Source organism: Paenibacillus sp. 598K, assembly GCF_003851045.1.
Lineage (GTDB): Bacteria > Bacillota > Bacilli > Paenibacillales > Paenibacillaceae > Paenibacillus_D.
The window spans coordinates 26,172-42,728 of record NZ_BFBX01000046.1 but is presented as its reverse complement, the minus strand read 5'-3'; the positions used below and the strand labels follow the sequence as shown (position 1 = coordinate 42,728).

At 58.4% G+C, this 16,557-nt stretch carries 14 protein-coding genes; 9 read left to right on the top strand and 5 right to left on the bottom strand.

All coding sequences use genetic code 11. The annotated features are described in order from the left end of the window. Together PA598K_RS15125 and PA598K_RS15120 are read left to right on the top strand one after the other, a co-directional pair. Nucleotides 1–1,883: alpha-L-rhamnosidase (locus tag PA598K_RS15125; RefSeq protein WP_128657773.1), on the top strand; the 1,883-nt coding region annotated here is incomplete at its 5' end. After that, on the top strand, nucleotides 1,880–2,833 hold the full coding sequence (locus PA598K_RS15120) for a nucleoside hydrolase (RefSeq protein WP_128657770.1): 954 nt from the start codon (nucleotides 1,880–1,882) through the stop codon (nucleotides 2,831–2,833). The genes PA598K_RS15125 and PA598K_RS15120, both read left to right, overlap by 4 nt. A 24-nt stretch (nucleotides 2,834–2,857) precedes the next feature. Here the strand turns inward: PA598K_RS15120 and PA598K_RS15115 are convergent, their stop codons facing one another. Genes PA598K_RS15115 through PA598K_RS15105 form a run of 3 tightly spaced genes read right to left on the bottom strand, consistent with a single transcriptional unit; the run spans nucleotide 2,858 to nucleotide 6,651 of the window. Continuing rightward, the gene (locus PA598K_RS15115) at nucleotides 2,858–4,177 is read right to left on the bottom strand and encodes a sensor histidine kinase (RefSeq protein ID WP_128657769.1); all 1,320 of its coding nucleotides are present in this window, start codon (nucleotides 4,175–4,177) and stop codon (nucleotides 2,858–2,860) included. Then, a complete protein-coding gene (locus PA598K_RS15110; protein ID WP_128657768.1) occupies nucleotides 4,164–4,862 on the bottom strand; it encodes a response regulator transcription factor in 699 nt (232 codons plus the stop codon). Before PA598K_RS15110 ends, PA598K_RS15115 begins: the two co-directional genes overlap by 14 nt. Nucleotides 4,863–4,869: 7 nt before the next feature. After that, nucleotides 4,870–6,651, bottom strand: a complete 1,782-nt coding sequence (locus PA598K_RS15105) for an ABC transporter ATP-binding protein (protein WP_128657767.1) — start codon at nucleotides 6,649–6,651, stop codon at nucleotides 4,870–4,872. Nucleotides 6,652–6,840: 189 nt separating this feature from the next. Between PA598K_RS15105 and PA598K_RS15100 the strand changes: the two genes are divergently transcribed. The 6 genes from PA598K_RS15100 to PA598K_RS15075 all read left to right on the top strand — a co-directional run bounded on the left by PA598K_RS15100 (nucleotide 6,841) and on the right by PA598K_RS15075 (nucleotide 15,345). Further along, nucleotides 6,841–8,061, top strand: a complete 1,221-nt coding sequence (locus PA598K_RS15100; RefSeq protein ID WP_128657766.1) for a DUF418 domain-containing protein — start codon at nucleotides 6,841–6,843, stop codon at nucleotides 8,059–8,061. A 194-nt stretch (nucleotides 8,062–8,255) separates the two neighbouring features. Further along, nucleotides 8,256–9,236: an ABC transporter permease gene (locus PA598K_RS15095; RefSeq protein WP_260405420.1), complete on the top strand. Its 981-nt coding sequence runs from the start codon at nucleotides 8,256–8,258 to the stop codon at nucleotides 9,234–9,236. 22 nt (nucleotides 9,237–9,258) lie between these two features. Further along, on the top strand, nucleotides 9,259–10,173 hold the full coding sequence (locus tag PA598K_RS15090; protein WP_128657765.1) for a carbohydrate ABC transporter permease: 915 nt from the start codon (nucleotides 9,259–9,261) through the stop codon (nucleotides 10,171–10,173). 65 nt (nucleotides 10,174–10,238) lie between these two features. Beyond that, nucleotides 10,239–11,834, top strand: coding sequence for an ABC transporter substrate-binding protein (locus PA598K_RS15085; protein WP_185601995.1), 1,596 nt, complete (start codon nucleotides 10,239–10,241; stop codon nucleotides 11,832–11,834). A 123-nt stretch (nucleotides 11,835–11,957) separates the two neighbouring features. Next, the gene (locus tag PA598K_RS15080; RefSeq protein ID WP_185601994.1) at nucleotides 11,958–13,730 is read left to right on the top strand and encodes a sensor histidine kinase; all 1,773 of its coding nucleotides are present in this window, start codon (nucleotides 11,958–11,960) and stop codon (nucleotides 13,728–13,730) included. Beyond that, nucleotides 13,705–15,345, top strand: coding sequence for a response regulator (locus PA598K_RS15075; RefSeq protein ID WP_128657762.1), 1,641 nt, complete (start codon nucleotides 13,705–13,707; stop codon nucleotides 15,343–15,345). The genes PA598K_RS15080 and PA598K_RS15075 overlap by 26 nt, the downstream gene beginning before the upstream one ends. A gap of 129 nt (nucleotides 15,346–15,474) precedes the next feature. Here the strand turns inward: PA598K_RS15075 and PA598K_RS15070 are convergent, their stop codons facing one another. Together PA598K_RS15070 and PA598K_RS15065 are read right to left on the bottom strand one after the other, a co-directional pair. After that, entirely contained in the window at nucleotides 15,475–15,759 is a 285-nt protein-coding gene (locus PA598K_RS15070) for a YxcD family protein (protein WP_128657761.1), read from the bottom strand. 2 nt (nucleotides 15,760–15,761) lie between these two features. Further along, the gene (locus PA598K_RS15065) at nucleotides 15,762–16,208 is read right to left on the bottom strand and encodes a hypothetical protein (protein ID WP_128657760.1); all 447 of its coding nucleotides are present in this window, start codon (nucleotides 16,206–16,208) and stop codon (nucleotides 15,762–15,764) included. Between the two features lie 134 nt (nucleotides 16,209–16,342). On the opposite strand from PA598K_RS15065, the gene PA598K_RS15060 reads away from it, so the two are divergent. Then, nucleotides 16,343–16,557 (top strand): DUF309 domain-containing protein (locus PA598K_RS15060; protein ID WP_260405419.1); only part of this gene is annotated, 215 nt, incomplete at its 3' end.

The window sequence follows — 16,557 nt, the reverse complement described above, 5'->3', positions numbered from 1 at the left end:
ATCTGTACGACGCCCGGCTCGAGGAGCCAGGCTGGCATGAGCCGGGCTTCGACGCCTCGCGGTGGCTGGCGGCGCAGACGCTCGAGCACGGCTATGACACGCTGATCGCCCAGCAGGGCGAGCCGACGCGTATCGTCGAGGAGCTGCGCCCGCAAGCGCTGCTCACCTCGCCGCGCGGCGAGACGATCGTCGACATGGGGCAGAATATGGTCGGGTGGATGCGCTTCGCCGCAGAGCTGGAGGCGGGGGATACCATCACGCTACAGCATGCCGAGGTGCTCGATGCCGACGGCAACTTCTATACGGGCAATCTGCGGACGGCCCGGCAGACAGTGACGTATATCGCCAAGGGCGAGGGGACGGAGACGTATGAGCCATGCTTCTCGTTCCAGGGCTTCCGGTATGTGAAGGTGGAGGGACTGCCCGCGGAGGGCTTGCTCGAGCGTCTCACCGGCTGCGTCGTCCATACCGACATGAAGCCGACCGGGACGTTCGAATGCTCGGATGCGATGGTCAACCAACTGCAGCGCAACATCGTCTGGGGCCAGCGCGGCAATTTCGTCGATGTGCCAACCGACTGCCCGCAGCGCGACGAGCGGCTCGGCTGGACGGGCGACGCCCAGGTGTTCGTCCGCACGGCGGCATACAACTACAACGTCGCGCCGTTCTTCGCCAAGTGGCTGCAGGATGTCGCGGCCGACCAGCAGCCGGACGGCAGCGTGCCGCATGTCGTGCCGGATATCCCGGGCGTCGGCTACGGCTCCTCGGCCTGGGGCGACGCGGCGGTCATCTGTCCGTGGACGATCTACCAATGCTACGGCGACCGCCGCATCCTCGAGGTCCAGTATACGAGCATGAAGGCATGGGTCGACTACATCCGCGCCCAAGGCGAGCAGGAATATCTATGGAACACCGGGTTCCATTATGGAGACTGGCTGGCGCTTGACGGCAAGGCGGACAGCTCGCTTGGCGCGACGCCAACCGACTTGATCGCCACCGCCTTCTATGCCTACTCGACCGAGCTGCTGGCGCGTACCGCCGAGACGCTGGGTTACAGCGATGATGCCGCAGCGTACCAAGAGCTGCATCGGAGAGTCGTCGCGGCATTCCGCCGCGAGTTCGTGACGCCGTCCGGTCGGGTCGCTTCGCCGACACAGACCGCCTACGTGCTGGCGCTTATGTTCGATCTGCTGGAGGAGGGAGATCGTCCGCGTACGGCGGCGATGCTGGCCGAGCATGTGCGGGCGAACGGCACGCATCTGACGACAGGCTTCGTCGGCACGCCGTATCTGTGTATGGCGCTGAGCCGGTATGGCTACACTGAGCTGGCCTACGATCTGGTGCTGCAACAGGAGTATCCGTCCTGGCTGTACTCGGTGAGCCAGGGCGCGACGACGATCTGGGAGCATTGGGACAGCATCAAGCCGGACGGCAGCTTCTGGAGCGACGGGATGAACTCCTTTAACCACTACGCCTACGGCTCGATCGGCGACTGGCTGTACCGGATCGCCGCGGGCATCGACCTGCAGGAGCCGGGCTACAAGACGATCCGGCTGCAGCCGCAGTGGACGGAGCGTCTGACGTGGGTGCGGGCGACGCTCGACACGATGTACGGCGAGCTCGTCTCGGCTTGGCGACGCGAGGCGGATGGCAGCATCTCGCTGGAGGTATCGGTGCCGGTCAATACGACCGCCGAACTCCTCGTGCCGGCAGCGCTGGCGAAGATCGCCGAGCAGGGTGGGACGGCAGGCCGGATCGACGGTCTGCTGGCAGTAAGCGAGCAGGCGAGCGGGGAAGGTTGGCAGACGAGGCTGACGCTCGGCTCGGGCGACTATCGTCTGCGGCTCGCGGAGATTGCTGAGACCGCGGAGGTGGGCCAATGACGACGCCGGACTACCCGACGCCCGACTATCCGACGCCCGACTATCCGAAGCTAGCGCCTGAGACGCTGCTGCGCAAGCTGCAGCATCCCGGACGGCCGGTCCGGATGGTGCTGGATACCGACACGTTCAACGAAATCGACGATCAGTTCGCCGTCATCTACGCGCTGCTGTCGCCGGAGCGCGTCCAGCTCGAGGCATGTTATGCGGCGCCGTTCTACAATACGATGTCGGATAGTCCGCAGGACGGCATGGAGAAGAGCTACCGGGAGCTGCTGCGGATCCGCGAGGTGATGGGACGCGACGATCTGCCGGTCTACAGCGGCTCGACGATGTATCTGCCGGCAGCGGATCAGCCGGTCGAGAGCGAGGCGGCGCGCGACCTCGTCCGCCGGGCGATGGCATCCGAGCCGTCCGACCCGCTCTATGTGGTCGGGATCGCGGCGCTCACCAACATCGCCTCGGCGATCCTGCTCGAGCCGCGCATCGTCGAGCGGATCGTCGTCGTCTGGCTCGGCGGGCATGCCTTCCATTGGCCGGATACCCACGAGTTCAACCTCGCCCAGGACGTGCATGCCGCCCGAGTCCTGTTCGACTGCGGCGCGCCGGTCATACTGGCACCATGTATGGGCGTCGCCTCGCACTTGCAGACGACGTTGTCTGAGCTCGCCGATTATGCGCGGGATACGGGCGAGGCGGGACGTTATCTGTACGAGACATACGAGGCTTGTGCCAGCGATCACTATGGCTACTCGCGCATCATCTGGGATCTCGCGGCGATCGCCTGGCTCGTCGAGCCGCAGTGGTGCCCGAGCGAGCTCGTCCCGAGTCCGCGCATCTCGGACGAGGTGCAATGGCTCGCAGGCGACGCGTCGCGTCACCCGATCCGCTATATTCGCTACCTGCATCGCGATGCGGTGTTCCAGGATCTGTTCCGCAAGCTGGCTCTGTAATACGGATTGTTATCGAGTCCCCGCTCAGCTCAGCTTCGTTGGCCACCACCGGAGGATGGCGGTATAAGTGCTGCCGCTGATCGAGCGATCGAACTCGCCGTCCATGCGGCTCATCAGCTTGGCCATGATCTTCTCGCCCAAGCCAGTGCTGACCGGGGCATCGTCTGTCAAGCGGATCGCATTGCTGAGCCTCAGCTCGAGCCGACCTTGCGCATAGTCGAGGGAGAGGACAACCTCCTCGCGCGGGTCCGCATACTTCAACAGATTGGAGATCAGGTTGTCGAACACTCGTCCCAGCTCTTCGAGATTAACCGTAATATAGACCTGCGGCAGCTCGCCGTTCATACGCAAGCGGAAGCCCTCCTGTTGCAGCACGCCGCCCAGGTCAGAGACGAGATCGTAGATCGCCTCCTGCACCGTCAGCGTCTCCGGCTCGACTGCCTGCTCCTTGTCCAGGAGGAAGTAAGCGAACAGGTTATCCGACTGGCTTTTAATCTGCAACGCCTTTTGGTACGCGTTGACAATATGGACGATATGGCTGTTCGCCTCCGGGGCGAGATGGGCCGTTTCCTTCTTGGCGAACTCCAGATACATGATCAGTGAGGTGAGCGGGGTCCGCAGGTCATGAGACATCTCGGTGACGAGGCTGCGGCTCTCCTCCTGTAGCGCCTCGATCGCCTGCAGCTTGTCCAGGAACGCCTTGCGCAGCTCCTCGATGCTCTCGGCGATCATCGCCAGCTCGTCGTGCCCGCGCACGCTCATCGCGTAGTCGAGCTCGCCGCCCTCGAGGATGTGGATCTCGTCGTTGATCGTGCGCAGATAGGCGAGGCTGCGGCGGATGCCGAGCAGCACGATGCCGAGGAAGATCGCCGTGGCGGTCAGCAGCTCGATCGTGAAGAAAAGATTAAAATACCAGGCGGAGAAGAAACCGTCGATGATGACGCTGCCCATGCCGTCGCTGAAGCGGACAGGGATGGCGTGCTCTCGCATATAGTCGGTCTGGACCTCGATCCGGTAGGTTGTCTCGCCCTCATAATAGAAGAGGGAATCGTATCTAAGCTCGCCGTCCTTGTAGACCATAAGGATCAGGTTGCGTTGCTTTTTGATCCAGGCAGTCAGCGCCTCCTGATCGGAGGATGCAAGTCGGTTCGCATCGACATATTCGGCGAGCTTGGCGGCATAGGCGGCGGACTTGCGCTTGACGTACGCGTCCGACTCGACATGCCGTTCGATCCACACATTGCTCGCCGCCTGCAGGAGGATGAAGCTTAGTCCGCTCACCGCTGCTGCGATCAGGATGAGCAGCGCCAGCTTCTTCGTCAGCGTCCATTTACGATACGCCAAATCGGTACCCCCGTCCCCATTCGGTCTGAATATAGACTGGCTTTGCCGGGTCATCCTCGATCTTGATTCGCAGCTTGCGAATATGCACCATCACGGTATTGTTGGAGCAGTAGAAATAAGGCTGATCCCAGACGCTTTCATAAATGTTCTGCGCCGAGAAAATTTTGTTGCGGCGGCCCATAAGCAGCTTCAGAATGCGATACTCCAGATCGGAGAGCTCGATTTGACGTTCGTCCTTCCAGACATCGTTGAATTGCTCGCTTACCTTCAGCTTGCCGGCGATCAGGAACGTTTCGTCGGCTTCTTTTTTGTCCTGGTATACCTTGTATCGTCGCAGCAGCGCGATCACACGAGCATGCAGCTCCTCCTCGGAGAAGGGCTTGGTCATATAATCATCGCCGCCTGCGAGCAAGCCCTCGGTCTTGTCCAGCGTGCCGGAGCGGGCAGTCAGGAACAGGATCGGCACATGGGAGCGCGTGCGGATCTGCTTGCACGCCTCGATTCCCGAGAGACCAGGCATCATGATGTCGAGGATGATCAGATCGAGCGAGTCGTCCACCATCTCGAGCGCTTGCCGGCCATCGGCCGCCGCCGTTACCTCGTACCCGGCCCGGTTCAGCGATTGCCACAGCAGGTCGCGAATTTCCCGGTCGTCCTCTACGATCAATATCCGATGCTTCGTCATCGTTAACTCATCCTTTTTCGTAATGAAATTGTTTGTTGGCCCAGGCGGTATACGAGGGGTGATGATGCAGCAGCTCCTCGTGGGTGCCGCCTCCCGTCACCTGGCCGTGCTCGAGGACGATGATCTGATCGGCGCTGACCACAGTGGACAGGCGATGGGCGATGATCAAGGTGGTGCGTCCTTGCATCAAGTAGTGGAGCGCCTTCTGCACCTCATGCTCGGAGTCGCTGTCCAGACTGGCGGTCGCTTCGTCGAGGAGCAGGATATCCGGCTTGCGCAGCAGCGCGCGGGCGATCGCGATGCGCTGGCGTTGACCGCCCGATAGCCGGATGCCCCGTTCGCCAACCTCCGTATTATAGCCATCGGGCAGTGCCTGGATAAAGTCGTGCGCATAGGCCAGCCGCGCAACCTCCCGAAGCTCCGCCTCGCTTACCTCGTCCTCTCGCCCGTAGGCGATGTTGTCCCATATCGTGCCGGCGAGCAGAGGACTTTCCTGGGACACATAACCGATTTTCCTGCGCCAGACATCATACGGATAGGCGGATATGTCCGTATCGCCCCAATAGATCTTACCAGACTGCGGCTCATAGAATCGCTCGATGAGCGAGAAGAGCGTTGTTTTGCCGCTGCCGCTTGGTCCGACCAGGGCTGTAATCTTGCAGTCCGGTATCGTAAACGAGACGTCGAGCAGGATCGGCTTGCCGGGTTGGTACCCAAAGTTCACCTCGCGGAACACAAGACGCTCATGCTGCCTAGGAAGCTGGCTATTCGAAGGCGCCGACTCCGGCTCTTCCTCCTGGATGACCCGCAGTCGCTCTGTGGCGCCCATCACCTTTTTCAGATTGGAGAAGAAGGTGGCGAACTGGCTGAACGGGAACATGATCTGAAACAATAGTAATATAAACGACACCAAGGCTCCAGTAGTGATCGCCCCCGAAGCGACGCGGAGGCCGCCGTAGCCGATGATGATGACGAGCAGGACGATCATGATCAAGGTCATTAGCGGCGTCAGGATCGCATTGATGCGGGCTTCTTTCATCTCGAAGCGGTACAGCTCGTCGATGCTGGCGACGCCGTTCCTCATCTCGCGTTGTTCGGAGTTGGACGCCTTGACCAGCCGGATCTCTCCGAGCACTTGCGAGAGCGTCGCTGCAAGGGCGGCCAGTTGCTCTTGCATCTTGATCGAGATGTCATAGAGCTTGTCTCCCATTGGCATGATGATGACGGTGCCGATCGGCAGCGCCAGCAGGATGATCAGCGTCATCTGCCAGTCCAGATAGAACAGGATGGCGACGGCGCCGATGACCGTCAGCAGGTTGGAGCAAAAGGCGATCAGGTGTTCCGTTACGAACGATTTGATCTCGTTGGTATCATTGGCGACACGGCTCATCAGATCGGCGGAGCGATGGCGGTCAAAGAAGAGAATTGGCAGCATCAAGGTACGTTCCCACAGATGCTTGCGCACGCGATTGACGCTGCGGCTGCCGACATAGGCAAGCAAATAATAAGAGAAGCCGCTCGACACGGCCTGCAATAGAAAAAAGAAGACAAGCAATATTACCATCCCCGCAGTAATCGACTCCAGCCGGAACTGGTCGATCATCGAGCCGGTGACGAGCGGCACGACCAGGCCCGCCAGAGCGCTCACCATACTTAATCCAATCGCAAAGCCCAGCACCAGCTTCGGGATGCCTGACGAGATCAGTAGTGTTGCAAAGTGCTTCAGGGTTGTCCGCCGAATCCGTTCGTCCTCATTAAGTTTACTGCTGCTTTCATCCAACGTACGCATAATGACCTCCTAAGTCTCTCTCTCTCTCTCTCTCTCTCTCTCTCTCTGCTGATGTCCCTACTATACAGCCCAAATCTTAATCGTTTCTGAATTGTTTTGGCCTTCATAAACCGTTAAGAATTCGGATTTAGATTTAGCCTCGTAGGACACCAAAGGAAAAGATCTCTATTGAAAGGATAAGTGAGAGAGATGGCTGAACAATATCGAGCAGCGGATTCGAACACACAACCATTGGCAGTGACGGAGCGGCTTCATTTTTTGGATGTCGCGCGAGGCTTTGCGATGCTGGGCATTATTCTTGTGAATTACTTTCTCATTGCCATTCCGTCACGGTTTTTCATGCAAGGAGAGGGAGATGTATGGAATAGTGTGGTTCAACTGTTTGCGGAAGGCAAGTTTTATCCACTGTTTTCTTTTTTATTCGGCGTCGGTTTTATCATCTTTATGGAACGAGCGCATCAACGCTTCGAGTCGCCCCGCTTGTTGTTTGCTCGCAGACTGACATTTTTGCTCGTTTTTGGGCTGCTGCACATAACGCTAATTTGGTCAGGTGATATTCTTACGTATTATGCAGTTGCAGGCTTCGTTTTACTATTATTTTACCAGTGCCGTCCTCGTACGCTGCTGATTTGGAGCGGCGTGCTCATGCTTGTCCATCTTCTGATGCCGCTGGCAATGATGTTCAGCTTTTCCTCCTTTAAAGGAAAGGACTTTCCAGGAAAGGATATATTTCTTCAACCAAAGCCTGGCGCGGATTCGTATTTGGCCTCCGTCGGCGACCGGATCACCGGCACCCTCGGCAAGCTTGCAACTTCGCCCTCCATGGTGCTATCGATGCTGCTCATGTTTTTCCTCGGCATGTACTTTTTCAAAAAGGGGTACTTCCGGGACATGGAGAGCAAGACGCGGCAGTGGACGCAACTCTGGATCTATTCCGCCTGTGCGTTTGCCATTACACTCGCTGGCAATATCATTAGCACGCTGTCGGGACAAGATATGTGGATGAGCGGCAACAACGTTTTTACTTTTCTCAATCAGTTAAGCGGCATCGCCGGCTGTATGTTCTACCTATCCACACTGGCCATGCTGTACCTGTACTCGACCAAGCTGCGCAAGGTGATGATGCTGATGGCTCAGGTTGGCCGCATGTCCTTGACCTGCTATTTGCTGCACTCGGTGATCGGCACATTCCTGTTCCTCGATTACGGGTTCGGGCTCGGCAAGCAGCTTCAGCCTGTCGGCATCGTAGCGATCAGCTTCGGCGTCTATGCCTTCTTCATCGTCTTCAGCACGCTATGGCTCCGCCGGTTCCGACTCGGTCCGATGGAGTGGCTGTGGCGTCGGCTGACCTACGGAAGCCTCAAGGCGAGTGCTCCGAAGGCCATCCCAGTTTCTAATGGTCAAAAATGACGCTTAACGGTCATATTCAGCGCTTAGCCGGGGAAAAGTTGATTCCCTCGGCTTTTTTGCGCTGCTAACGAGCAGATTTGTCCGTTAGAGCCAAACAAGTAACTTTCGGATAAAACAGGTCACTTAAGAGAGAGAGGAAGCGCCTTATTCCCCGGTATAATGAGCTCATCCGAAAGACACAGGGGGTCAACCGCATGGGAATACCTTATGCCAAAAAGCTGCCAAGAGAACCGTCAACCCAGCCTTCGCCGGGCCGCTGGCGGCTGCTGCTGCGCAACATCGTCCGCTACCGGGTGCTGCTGCTCATGCTGACGCCGACAGCGCTCATCTTCCTCATTAACTGTTATATCCCAATGTTCGGCATCTTCATCGCCTTCAAAAATGTCAACTACGTCGACGGCATCCTCGGCAGTCCGTGGGCGGGGCTGGACAACTTCCGGTTCCTGTTCGCCACCTCCGATGCCTGGCGCGTCACGGTCAATACGATCGGCTACAACGTCGTCTTCCTGCTGACCGGGCTGGTCATCTCGGTTGGGATCGCGATCGCCATCAACGAGGTGCGGGCCAAGCTGACATCCAAGTTCTATCAGACGATCATGATCATGCCGAACTTCCTGTCGATGGTCGTCGTCAGCTACATCGTCTATGCGTTCCTGCATCCCGAGTATGGCTTCCTGGTGAAGCATGTGCTGCCGCTGTTCGGCTACGAGGGCGTCAACGCCTATATGCACGCCGATGCCTGGCCGTACATCCTGTGGCTAACCAAGATGTGGCACTCTGTCGGTATCGGCAGCGTCATCTACCTGGCTGCGATCACGGGCATTAGCGAGGAGCTGTACGAGGCGGCGGTGATGGATGGCGCGTCGAAGTGGCGGCTGATTACGCAGATTACGATTCCGCTGCTGACGCCGGTCATGGTCATCCTGACGATCCTCAACCTGGGCGGCATCTTCCGCTCCGACTTCGGCCTGTTCTACCATGTGACGCTCGACTCCGGCGCGCTGCGCTCGACGACCGACGTCATCGATACGTATGTTTATCGCGGTCTGATCCAGCTCAATGACCTGGGGATGTCCTCAGCGGCCAACTTCTATCAGTCGGTCGTCGGTTTCTTCCTCGTGATCGGCGCCAATATGCTGGCCCGCAGACTGAATCGCGATACGGCGCTGTTCTAGTGCCAGGGAATGGAGGGAAGACATGAAACCAGCTGATGTAGTCAAACCGTATCAACGCGTATCCAAACCGGCCAACGTGCTGCTGCACTTGTTTTTTATCCTGTTCAGTCTCGCCTGCATCCTGCCGATCCTGTTGATCGTCGCGATCTCGTTCTCCAACGAGCAGGCGCTCACGCTAGGCGGCTACAAGTTCTGGCCGGATCAGATCGATCTGTCCGCGTACCGCTTCATGCTGACGGACTCCTCGACGCTGATCAAGGCGTACGGCGTCACCTTGACCGTAACGATCGTCGGCAGCGTGCTGGCGGTGCTGCTGATTGCCTTGTACGCGTATCCGATCTATCGCAAGGACTTCCCGTTCAAAAACCTGTTCAGCTTCTATCTGCTCGTGACGATGCTGTTCTCGGGAGGGCTCGTGCCATTCTACTTGCTGTACATCAACTATCTTGATCTGCGCGACTCGCTGATTGCCCTTATTTTGCCGGGGTTGTCGAATGCCTTCTATATTTTCATCACCCGCACGTTTTTCCAGCAGACGATCCCGGAGGAGATGATCGAGTCCGGCAAGCTGGACGGCGCCTCCGAGTGGCGCATTTTCTTCCAGCTCGTGCTGCCGATCTCGCTGCCAGTGCTGGCGACTGTAGGGCTGTTCACGACGCTGATGTACTGGAACGACTGGTTCAACTCGATGCTGTTCATCAACGACACCGACAAGTTCTCCTTGCAGTACGTGATGATCCAGATGATCCGCCAGGCGGAGTTTTTCAAAAACCAGCTTGCCGGAACCGGCGTCGGCCTGATGGTGCAGGAGGCCGTACCGACTGAAAGCTTAAGGATGGCGATGGTTGTCCTGTCGATCGGACCGATCCTGTTCGTCTATCCGTTCTTCCAGAAGTACTTCACGAAGGGTCTGACCGTCGGCGCCATCAAGGGCTGATGGATACCATCTAGGCTTATCGGCCTGAGATGGATATAATAAAATCTATTGGGGAGGCACAAACAATGAAAGTAGTCAAAGGATGGCGCATGGGGGTTACGCTGCTGATGGCGATGTCGATCGTGGCAGCGGGCTGCAGCAGCAATTCGGGATCGACCGGGACCCAAAACACCGGCTCTACAACAACTGGCGAGACCAAAACCGAGACAGGCGAAGACAGCGCGCCAGATATCTCGAAATTCCGCAAGCTGAAGGTATACACCGTCGGCAACTTCCCGCAAAAGGACAGCAAAGCAGTCGTCGACGAGATCAACAAATACTTGAAGGAAAAAATCAATGCCGAAATCGACTTCCAGGGTCTGCCTTGGTCCTCGTGGGCGGAGAAAATGACGCTGGCGTACCAATCGGGCGAGCAGGTCGACCTGACCTTCGCGCCGAACTGGGCCGACTTCGCCAACAATGTCACCAAAGGCGCCTTCCTGCCGCTCGACGAGCTGCTGGACAAGTACGGTCAAGGCATCAAGGAGACGCTCGATCCGCGCTTCCTCGAGGGCGGCACGGTCGACGGGACGATATATGCGATCCCGACCAACAAGGAGATCGGCGAGAGCCATACCATCATGTTCAAGAAGGAACTGATCGATAAATACGGCTTCGACGTCAACACGATCAACACGCTGGAGGACATCGAGCCATGGCTGGAGACGATCAAGAAAAACGAGCCCGGCATCGCGCCGATCTGGCTGGCCGGCAGCGGCTCAGATACGCTGAGCTACTTTGACAAAACAAAGGTGAGCATGGCCGAAAACTTCCGCTATGAGCTGGTGGCGGGCGCGCCGGCAGTCATCCTGCTCGACACCAAGGAAGACAAGATGGTCGTCAGCACGATGGAGTCGGATGCAGCGATCTACCGGATCAAGCTCTATCATGACTGGTACAAAAAAGGCTACATCAATCAGGATGCCGCGACGACCAAAACAAGCGCTGAGGATGCGCTCAAGGCAGGCAAAACGTGGATGAAGTTCGGCTCCGACAAGCCGGATTCGGACAAGGAAGATTCGCTCGCAACCGGCATCGAGCTGGTGAAGCTCAAAGGCAATGAGCCGGAGATCAGCACGGCGAGCGTCAGCAACTCGATGATGGCGATCGGCCGCACCTCCGTCGATCCGGAGCGGACGATGATGCTGCTGAACCTGCTCCATACCGATCCGCATCTGGTCAATCTGATTGACTTTGGCGTTGAAGGCCGTCAGTATGAGAAGGTCGAAGGTCAGGACAACTTCATCCGTCTGCCTGAGGGCGTAGCGAGCCGCGTCGATACAGGCTGGGCGCCAGGCATCGAGTGGATGTTCGGCAACCAGACGCTTACGTATCTGTGGGAGGGGGAGAGCGCGGACAAGTGGGAGAAGTTCAAGGCTTACAATGAGAGCGCGCACAAGGTCAAGTCGTTTGGCTTTAACTTCAACACCGAGCCGGTCAAAACGGAAGTGTCCGTCATCAGCAACATTGTCAAGGAATATCGTCCGATCCTCGAGACCGGTACACTGGACGCCGACAAGGTGCTGAAGGAGTACAACGACAAGCTGAAAGCGAACGGCATCGAGAAAATTCGCGCCGAGGCGCAAAAGCAGTATGACGAATGGAAGGCGAAGCAGTCCTAAAAAGGACGACGCCAACCTGTCTGCGGCGGATGTGCAAGCTGTCGGGGCAGGCCAGGGTGGAGGAGGACCGAGAGGTCTTCCTCCTTTTGTCGGTCTGAACAATAGATGCATAAGGAGGAAGGCATGAACAAGCTGTCCCTGCGATTGAAAGTGAGCGTGCTCGTGCTGCTGCTGGTCATCCCGATCATACTCTTCCTGTACTATACCAATATCTACTCCCGTACGATCGTCCGCGAGCAGGTGTCGAGCTACGCCTCGGATACGCTGGCCCTCCATCTGAGCACGCTGGACGAGCTGCTGGATCAGACCGGCACCTACCTGACCCGCACGGCCAACGAAAGTCTGCTGCTGGAGCTGTACTCGGTCAGCGATCCCGACAGCGTCAGCTATTATGTGTCGCTGCGCAAGCTGATGGATCAATGGTACAACGACGTCAGCTACTACTCGATCATCCGCACCGTCTTCGTCTATCACCAGCAGCGGGACGAGCTGTATCTGAGCAGCAACCGCGAGTATTATGGCGAGCGGGACGCGATACGGGAGGGGCTGGCTACCCAACTGGAGAGCTATAGCCTGCCGACCTCGATGAAGTGGGAGATCGTCACCGTCGGCGGCGAGCCGGCGCTGTACAAGGCGGTGCCGGACAAGAGCGGCAGGCTGCTGATCGGCATCCTGGTCAGCATCGATGCGCTTGCCCAGCCGCTGACACAGCTGGAGTCGACCGGCAAGGGCGAGCGGATTGGCATCATCTCCGAGGACAGCGAGCTGTTGTGGGGTGAGTTTGACAATGCCGATCTGCAAGGCATCCTCGGCCTGCTGCAGAGTCAGACCGGCACGCGCGGCAGCATCCTGCCGCTCAGCGACGGCAACAACTATCTCGTCCTCGGACGGCAGTCGATCTTCTCGCCGCTGCATGTCGTTATCCTGCTCGACGAGAAGGTGCTGCTCAGCGAGCTGCTGCTGTTCGAGCGGGTCATCCAGTTCATCCCGCTGGCGGTTATCCTCTTGCTGGCGCTGCTGCTGGCCATGCTGAGCCGACTCGTGTTCCGGCCGATCCATACGCTGATGAGCGGGATGCGGCTGCTCGGCAAGGGCCATCTCGACTATCGACTGAAGGAGGAGAAGTCCAAGGAGTTCCAGACGATTACCCAGCAGTTCAACTGGATGGCCGAGCAGATCGGCGATCTGAAGATCGGCGTCTACGAGGAGCAGATGAAGGTGCAGCACGCCGAGCTCAAGCATCTGCAAGCCCAGATCAATCCGCACTTCTTTATGAATTCGCTCAATATCGTCTACCAGCTCGTCGAGCTCCAGCAGCTGGCGCTCAGCCAGAAGATGGTGCGGCATCTGGTCTCGTACTTCCGCTTCATCATGAATACGAACGATGCATGGATCCCGCTGCATAGCGAGCTGGGGCATATCCGCAACTATATCGATATCCAGATGGTGATGTACCCCGGCAAGCTAAGCTTCCGCGAGCATGTCCCGGAGGCGCTCGGTCAGATGCTGGTGCCGCCGCTGCTCGTGCAGCCGTTCGTCGAGAATGCGATGAAGCATGGCTTCGTCAGCAATGCCAATCCGTTCGAGTTGGCGCTCGAGGTGGAGGAGCGCATATCGGCGGAAGGCAAGCGCGAGGCGGCGATTCGGGTGTCGGATTCGGGACCAGGCTTCTCGGACGAGCAGCTGGAGCTGCTCAACAGCGGCATCTATGAGAGAGAGCCGACAGATCGCCAACTGGGCGTCTGGAATGTGCGGCGGCGTCTCGTTATGACCTATGGAGATGAGGCGAAGCTATCGTTTGGCAATCGGCCGCAGGGCGGCGGCGAGGTGACGTTGATCTTGCCTGTACAAAGGGAAGGAGGAAGCGGCGATGTATCGGGTGCTGATCGTAGATGATCAATATTTTGCCCTGCTCGGCTTGCAGCAGGGGGTGAACTGGCAGGAGCTGGAGGTGGATGACGTTCAGTTGGCCGACAATGTCGAGCAGGCGATCGCTTGCTTCGGGCAGCAGCCGATCGATCTGCTCATCTGCGATATCGAGATGCCGGGGCAGACCGGCCTGGAGCTGTTGTCCTGGGTGGAGGCGCATTCGCCGGCGACGCGGACGATTATGCTGACCTGCCATGCCGATTTCGAGTATGCCCAGCGGGCGATCCATCATGGCGCTTTCCATTATTTGCTCAAGCCGGTTGACTATGGTCAGTTGAAAAAGGTCGCCGGGGACGCCTTTGACGAGGTCCGCAGGCTGAAGGAGCAGCAGACGTACAAGGGCTTGCTGGAGGATTATCAGCACAAGTGGAATCAGCAGCTGCCGGTGCTGGTCGAGCGCTTCTGGCAGGATGTGCTGAGCCGGCGGGAATCGCTGCAGCCCGGCTCGCTCGACCGCGCGCTCGCGGCTTGCGGCCTCAGCTTCGAGCCGGAGGACCGCTTCGTCGTCGTCCTGTTCGGCCTCGAGTCATGGGCGATGGCGCTGAGCGCGCGGGACGAGACGATCATGGAGTATGCGCTGCGCAATATCGCTGGCGAGGTCGTGCTGGACGGTCTGGAGGGCGTCGTGCTGCTGGACCATGCCGGACTGAATCTGGCGATCGTCTACGAGCGGGGCGACCGTCCGCCGATCGCCGGTCTGCTAGAGCATAACAGCGGCCGCTTCCTCGAGCAATGCGAGCGACTGCTGCAATGCTCGCTGTCCGTCTACATCAGCCCGGCTGTGCCGCTGCCCGGCATCGTCGGCGCTTATGCGCAGGTGACCGGGCAGGAGCAGCGCAACATTAGCCGCAATCGGCAGGTGTTCACCGCGAGCAGTCCGCTGGACCGGCTGCGCGAGCCGACGCCAGCGTCTGCCCCGTGGAGCCTGTTCACCGAATGGGCGACGATCCTGGAGCTGGGCGAGCAGGAGGAGCTGCATCGTCGGGTACGCCAGTGGTTCGATAGCCAGGCGGTTGGCTGGACCAAGGAGTCGATGGAGCAATTCGTCAGCGGCGTCCTGTTCATCGTCTATACGCTGCTGGCCAAGAAGGGGCTGCGACTGAACGACTCGCCTGCCTTGAAGTCGCTCACCGACAAGGAGAGCTATCCGAAGCAGCTGTCCGCGCTCGACAGCTGGACGTTGCATTGTCTGGAGGCCGCCGGGGAGCTGTTGCGAGCGAGCAACAATGTGTCGTCGACAGCCGTCTCCAAGATCCGGGCGTATATCCGGGCCCATCTGGACGAGGAGATCACGCGCGAGGAGCTGGCGGCGCATGTCTACCTGAACCCGGCTTATCTGTCGCGGATGTTCAAAAAGGAGACGGGTCTCTCGCTCTGGGACGCGATCATCCAGGAGCGGCTGCAGGAGGCCAAGCGACTGCTGGAGGAGACGGAGTACAAAATAACCGAGATCGCCGAGCGCGTCGGCTACACGAGCCTTGGCAGCTTCTCCAATCTGTTCAAGCGGGTCGTCGGCGTCACGCCGCAGCAGTACCGGGCCAAGCGGAGACGGGAGAGCGGCGCAGGCGTATCGGACCGATAGAAGCAATAAGATGCGGGAAGCATATAATAAGGCAGGGCATATAATAAAGTAGCACAAAAATAGGCGATGCCAGGATAACCCGGCACCGCCTGTTGCTTTGCTAAATCTGACCAACCCTCTCGCAGCAGATCAATGATCGGCAATCTCCGCGAAGATCTCGTCATCGAGATCAAGCTTGATGGCAGAGCGGAAAATGCGACGGTTGTGATGGTTGTACATGTATTGCTCGATCGCCTCCAGCAGATTGGCCTCAATCAGGTATTGGGATCGTCCCTGTACCCAAGCCTCTGCGGTGAAGCCGGTGTCCTCGTCCCATGCCAACTGCACCTCGACGTCCGTCGGCTCGACGCGGCGACGATCGGCGAGATGATAGCAGACGGCGTTGATGACTTCATCCATCGACAGGCGAAGCATGATCAGTAAGGTCTCCGCTGGTCATCGACTCTTCTGCGATTGTTGCGGAAGTAGTGGATGATGCCGCGTACGGCGACGATCAGCAGGAAGATAGCGAATACGTTGACGAGCAGTCCGAGCATCTCGCCGAAAAAGCCCATGCCGCCGAACAGACCGCCGAACAGCATACCGGCCAGACCGCCGATCATCAGACCCTTCATCAGGCTGCCGCCGCTGAAAAATCCAGGCTTTTTGGCTGCGCCTGCGCCCGTAGTAGAGGCCGTGTTATTGCGCGCGCTCGACGTGGAGCCAGAGTCGCTTTTGGACGCCGAGTCGGATTGCTTTGGCGTTTTGGTGATGCTTTGCTTCGGGGACTTGAATCCGCCGCCGCGCTTGGCGTCGGCGATGTCGGCCGCGCCGAACGCCAGGAACAGCGTGAATGCGATCATGACTAAGATGCTTTTCTTCATGTAGGGTTTCTCCTCCTGGTAGGTTTTATTGCAAGGTCGTTGCCTTCTTCATCAATTACGTCTAAGATAGATGAAAGTTTCAATTTTTTTTAAGTATTTTTTAGGATTGCCTGCAGCATCGAAAGGAGCGCCTCATGTACGTATCCGCCATCCGGATCTACCCGGACGATTATATACAATACTTGATCGAATTCCATGTCACCCGCGATTACTTCGAATGCCACGAGCTGCTCGAGGAGTACTGGAAGGAGCAGCCGGGCGACGATCCGTTCTACGATACCTGGGTCGGCCTGATCCAGATCGCCGTCAGCCAGTATCATCACCGCCGCAGCAACCACAGAGGCGCGCG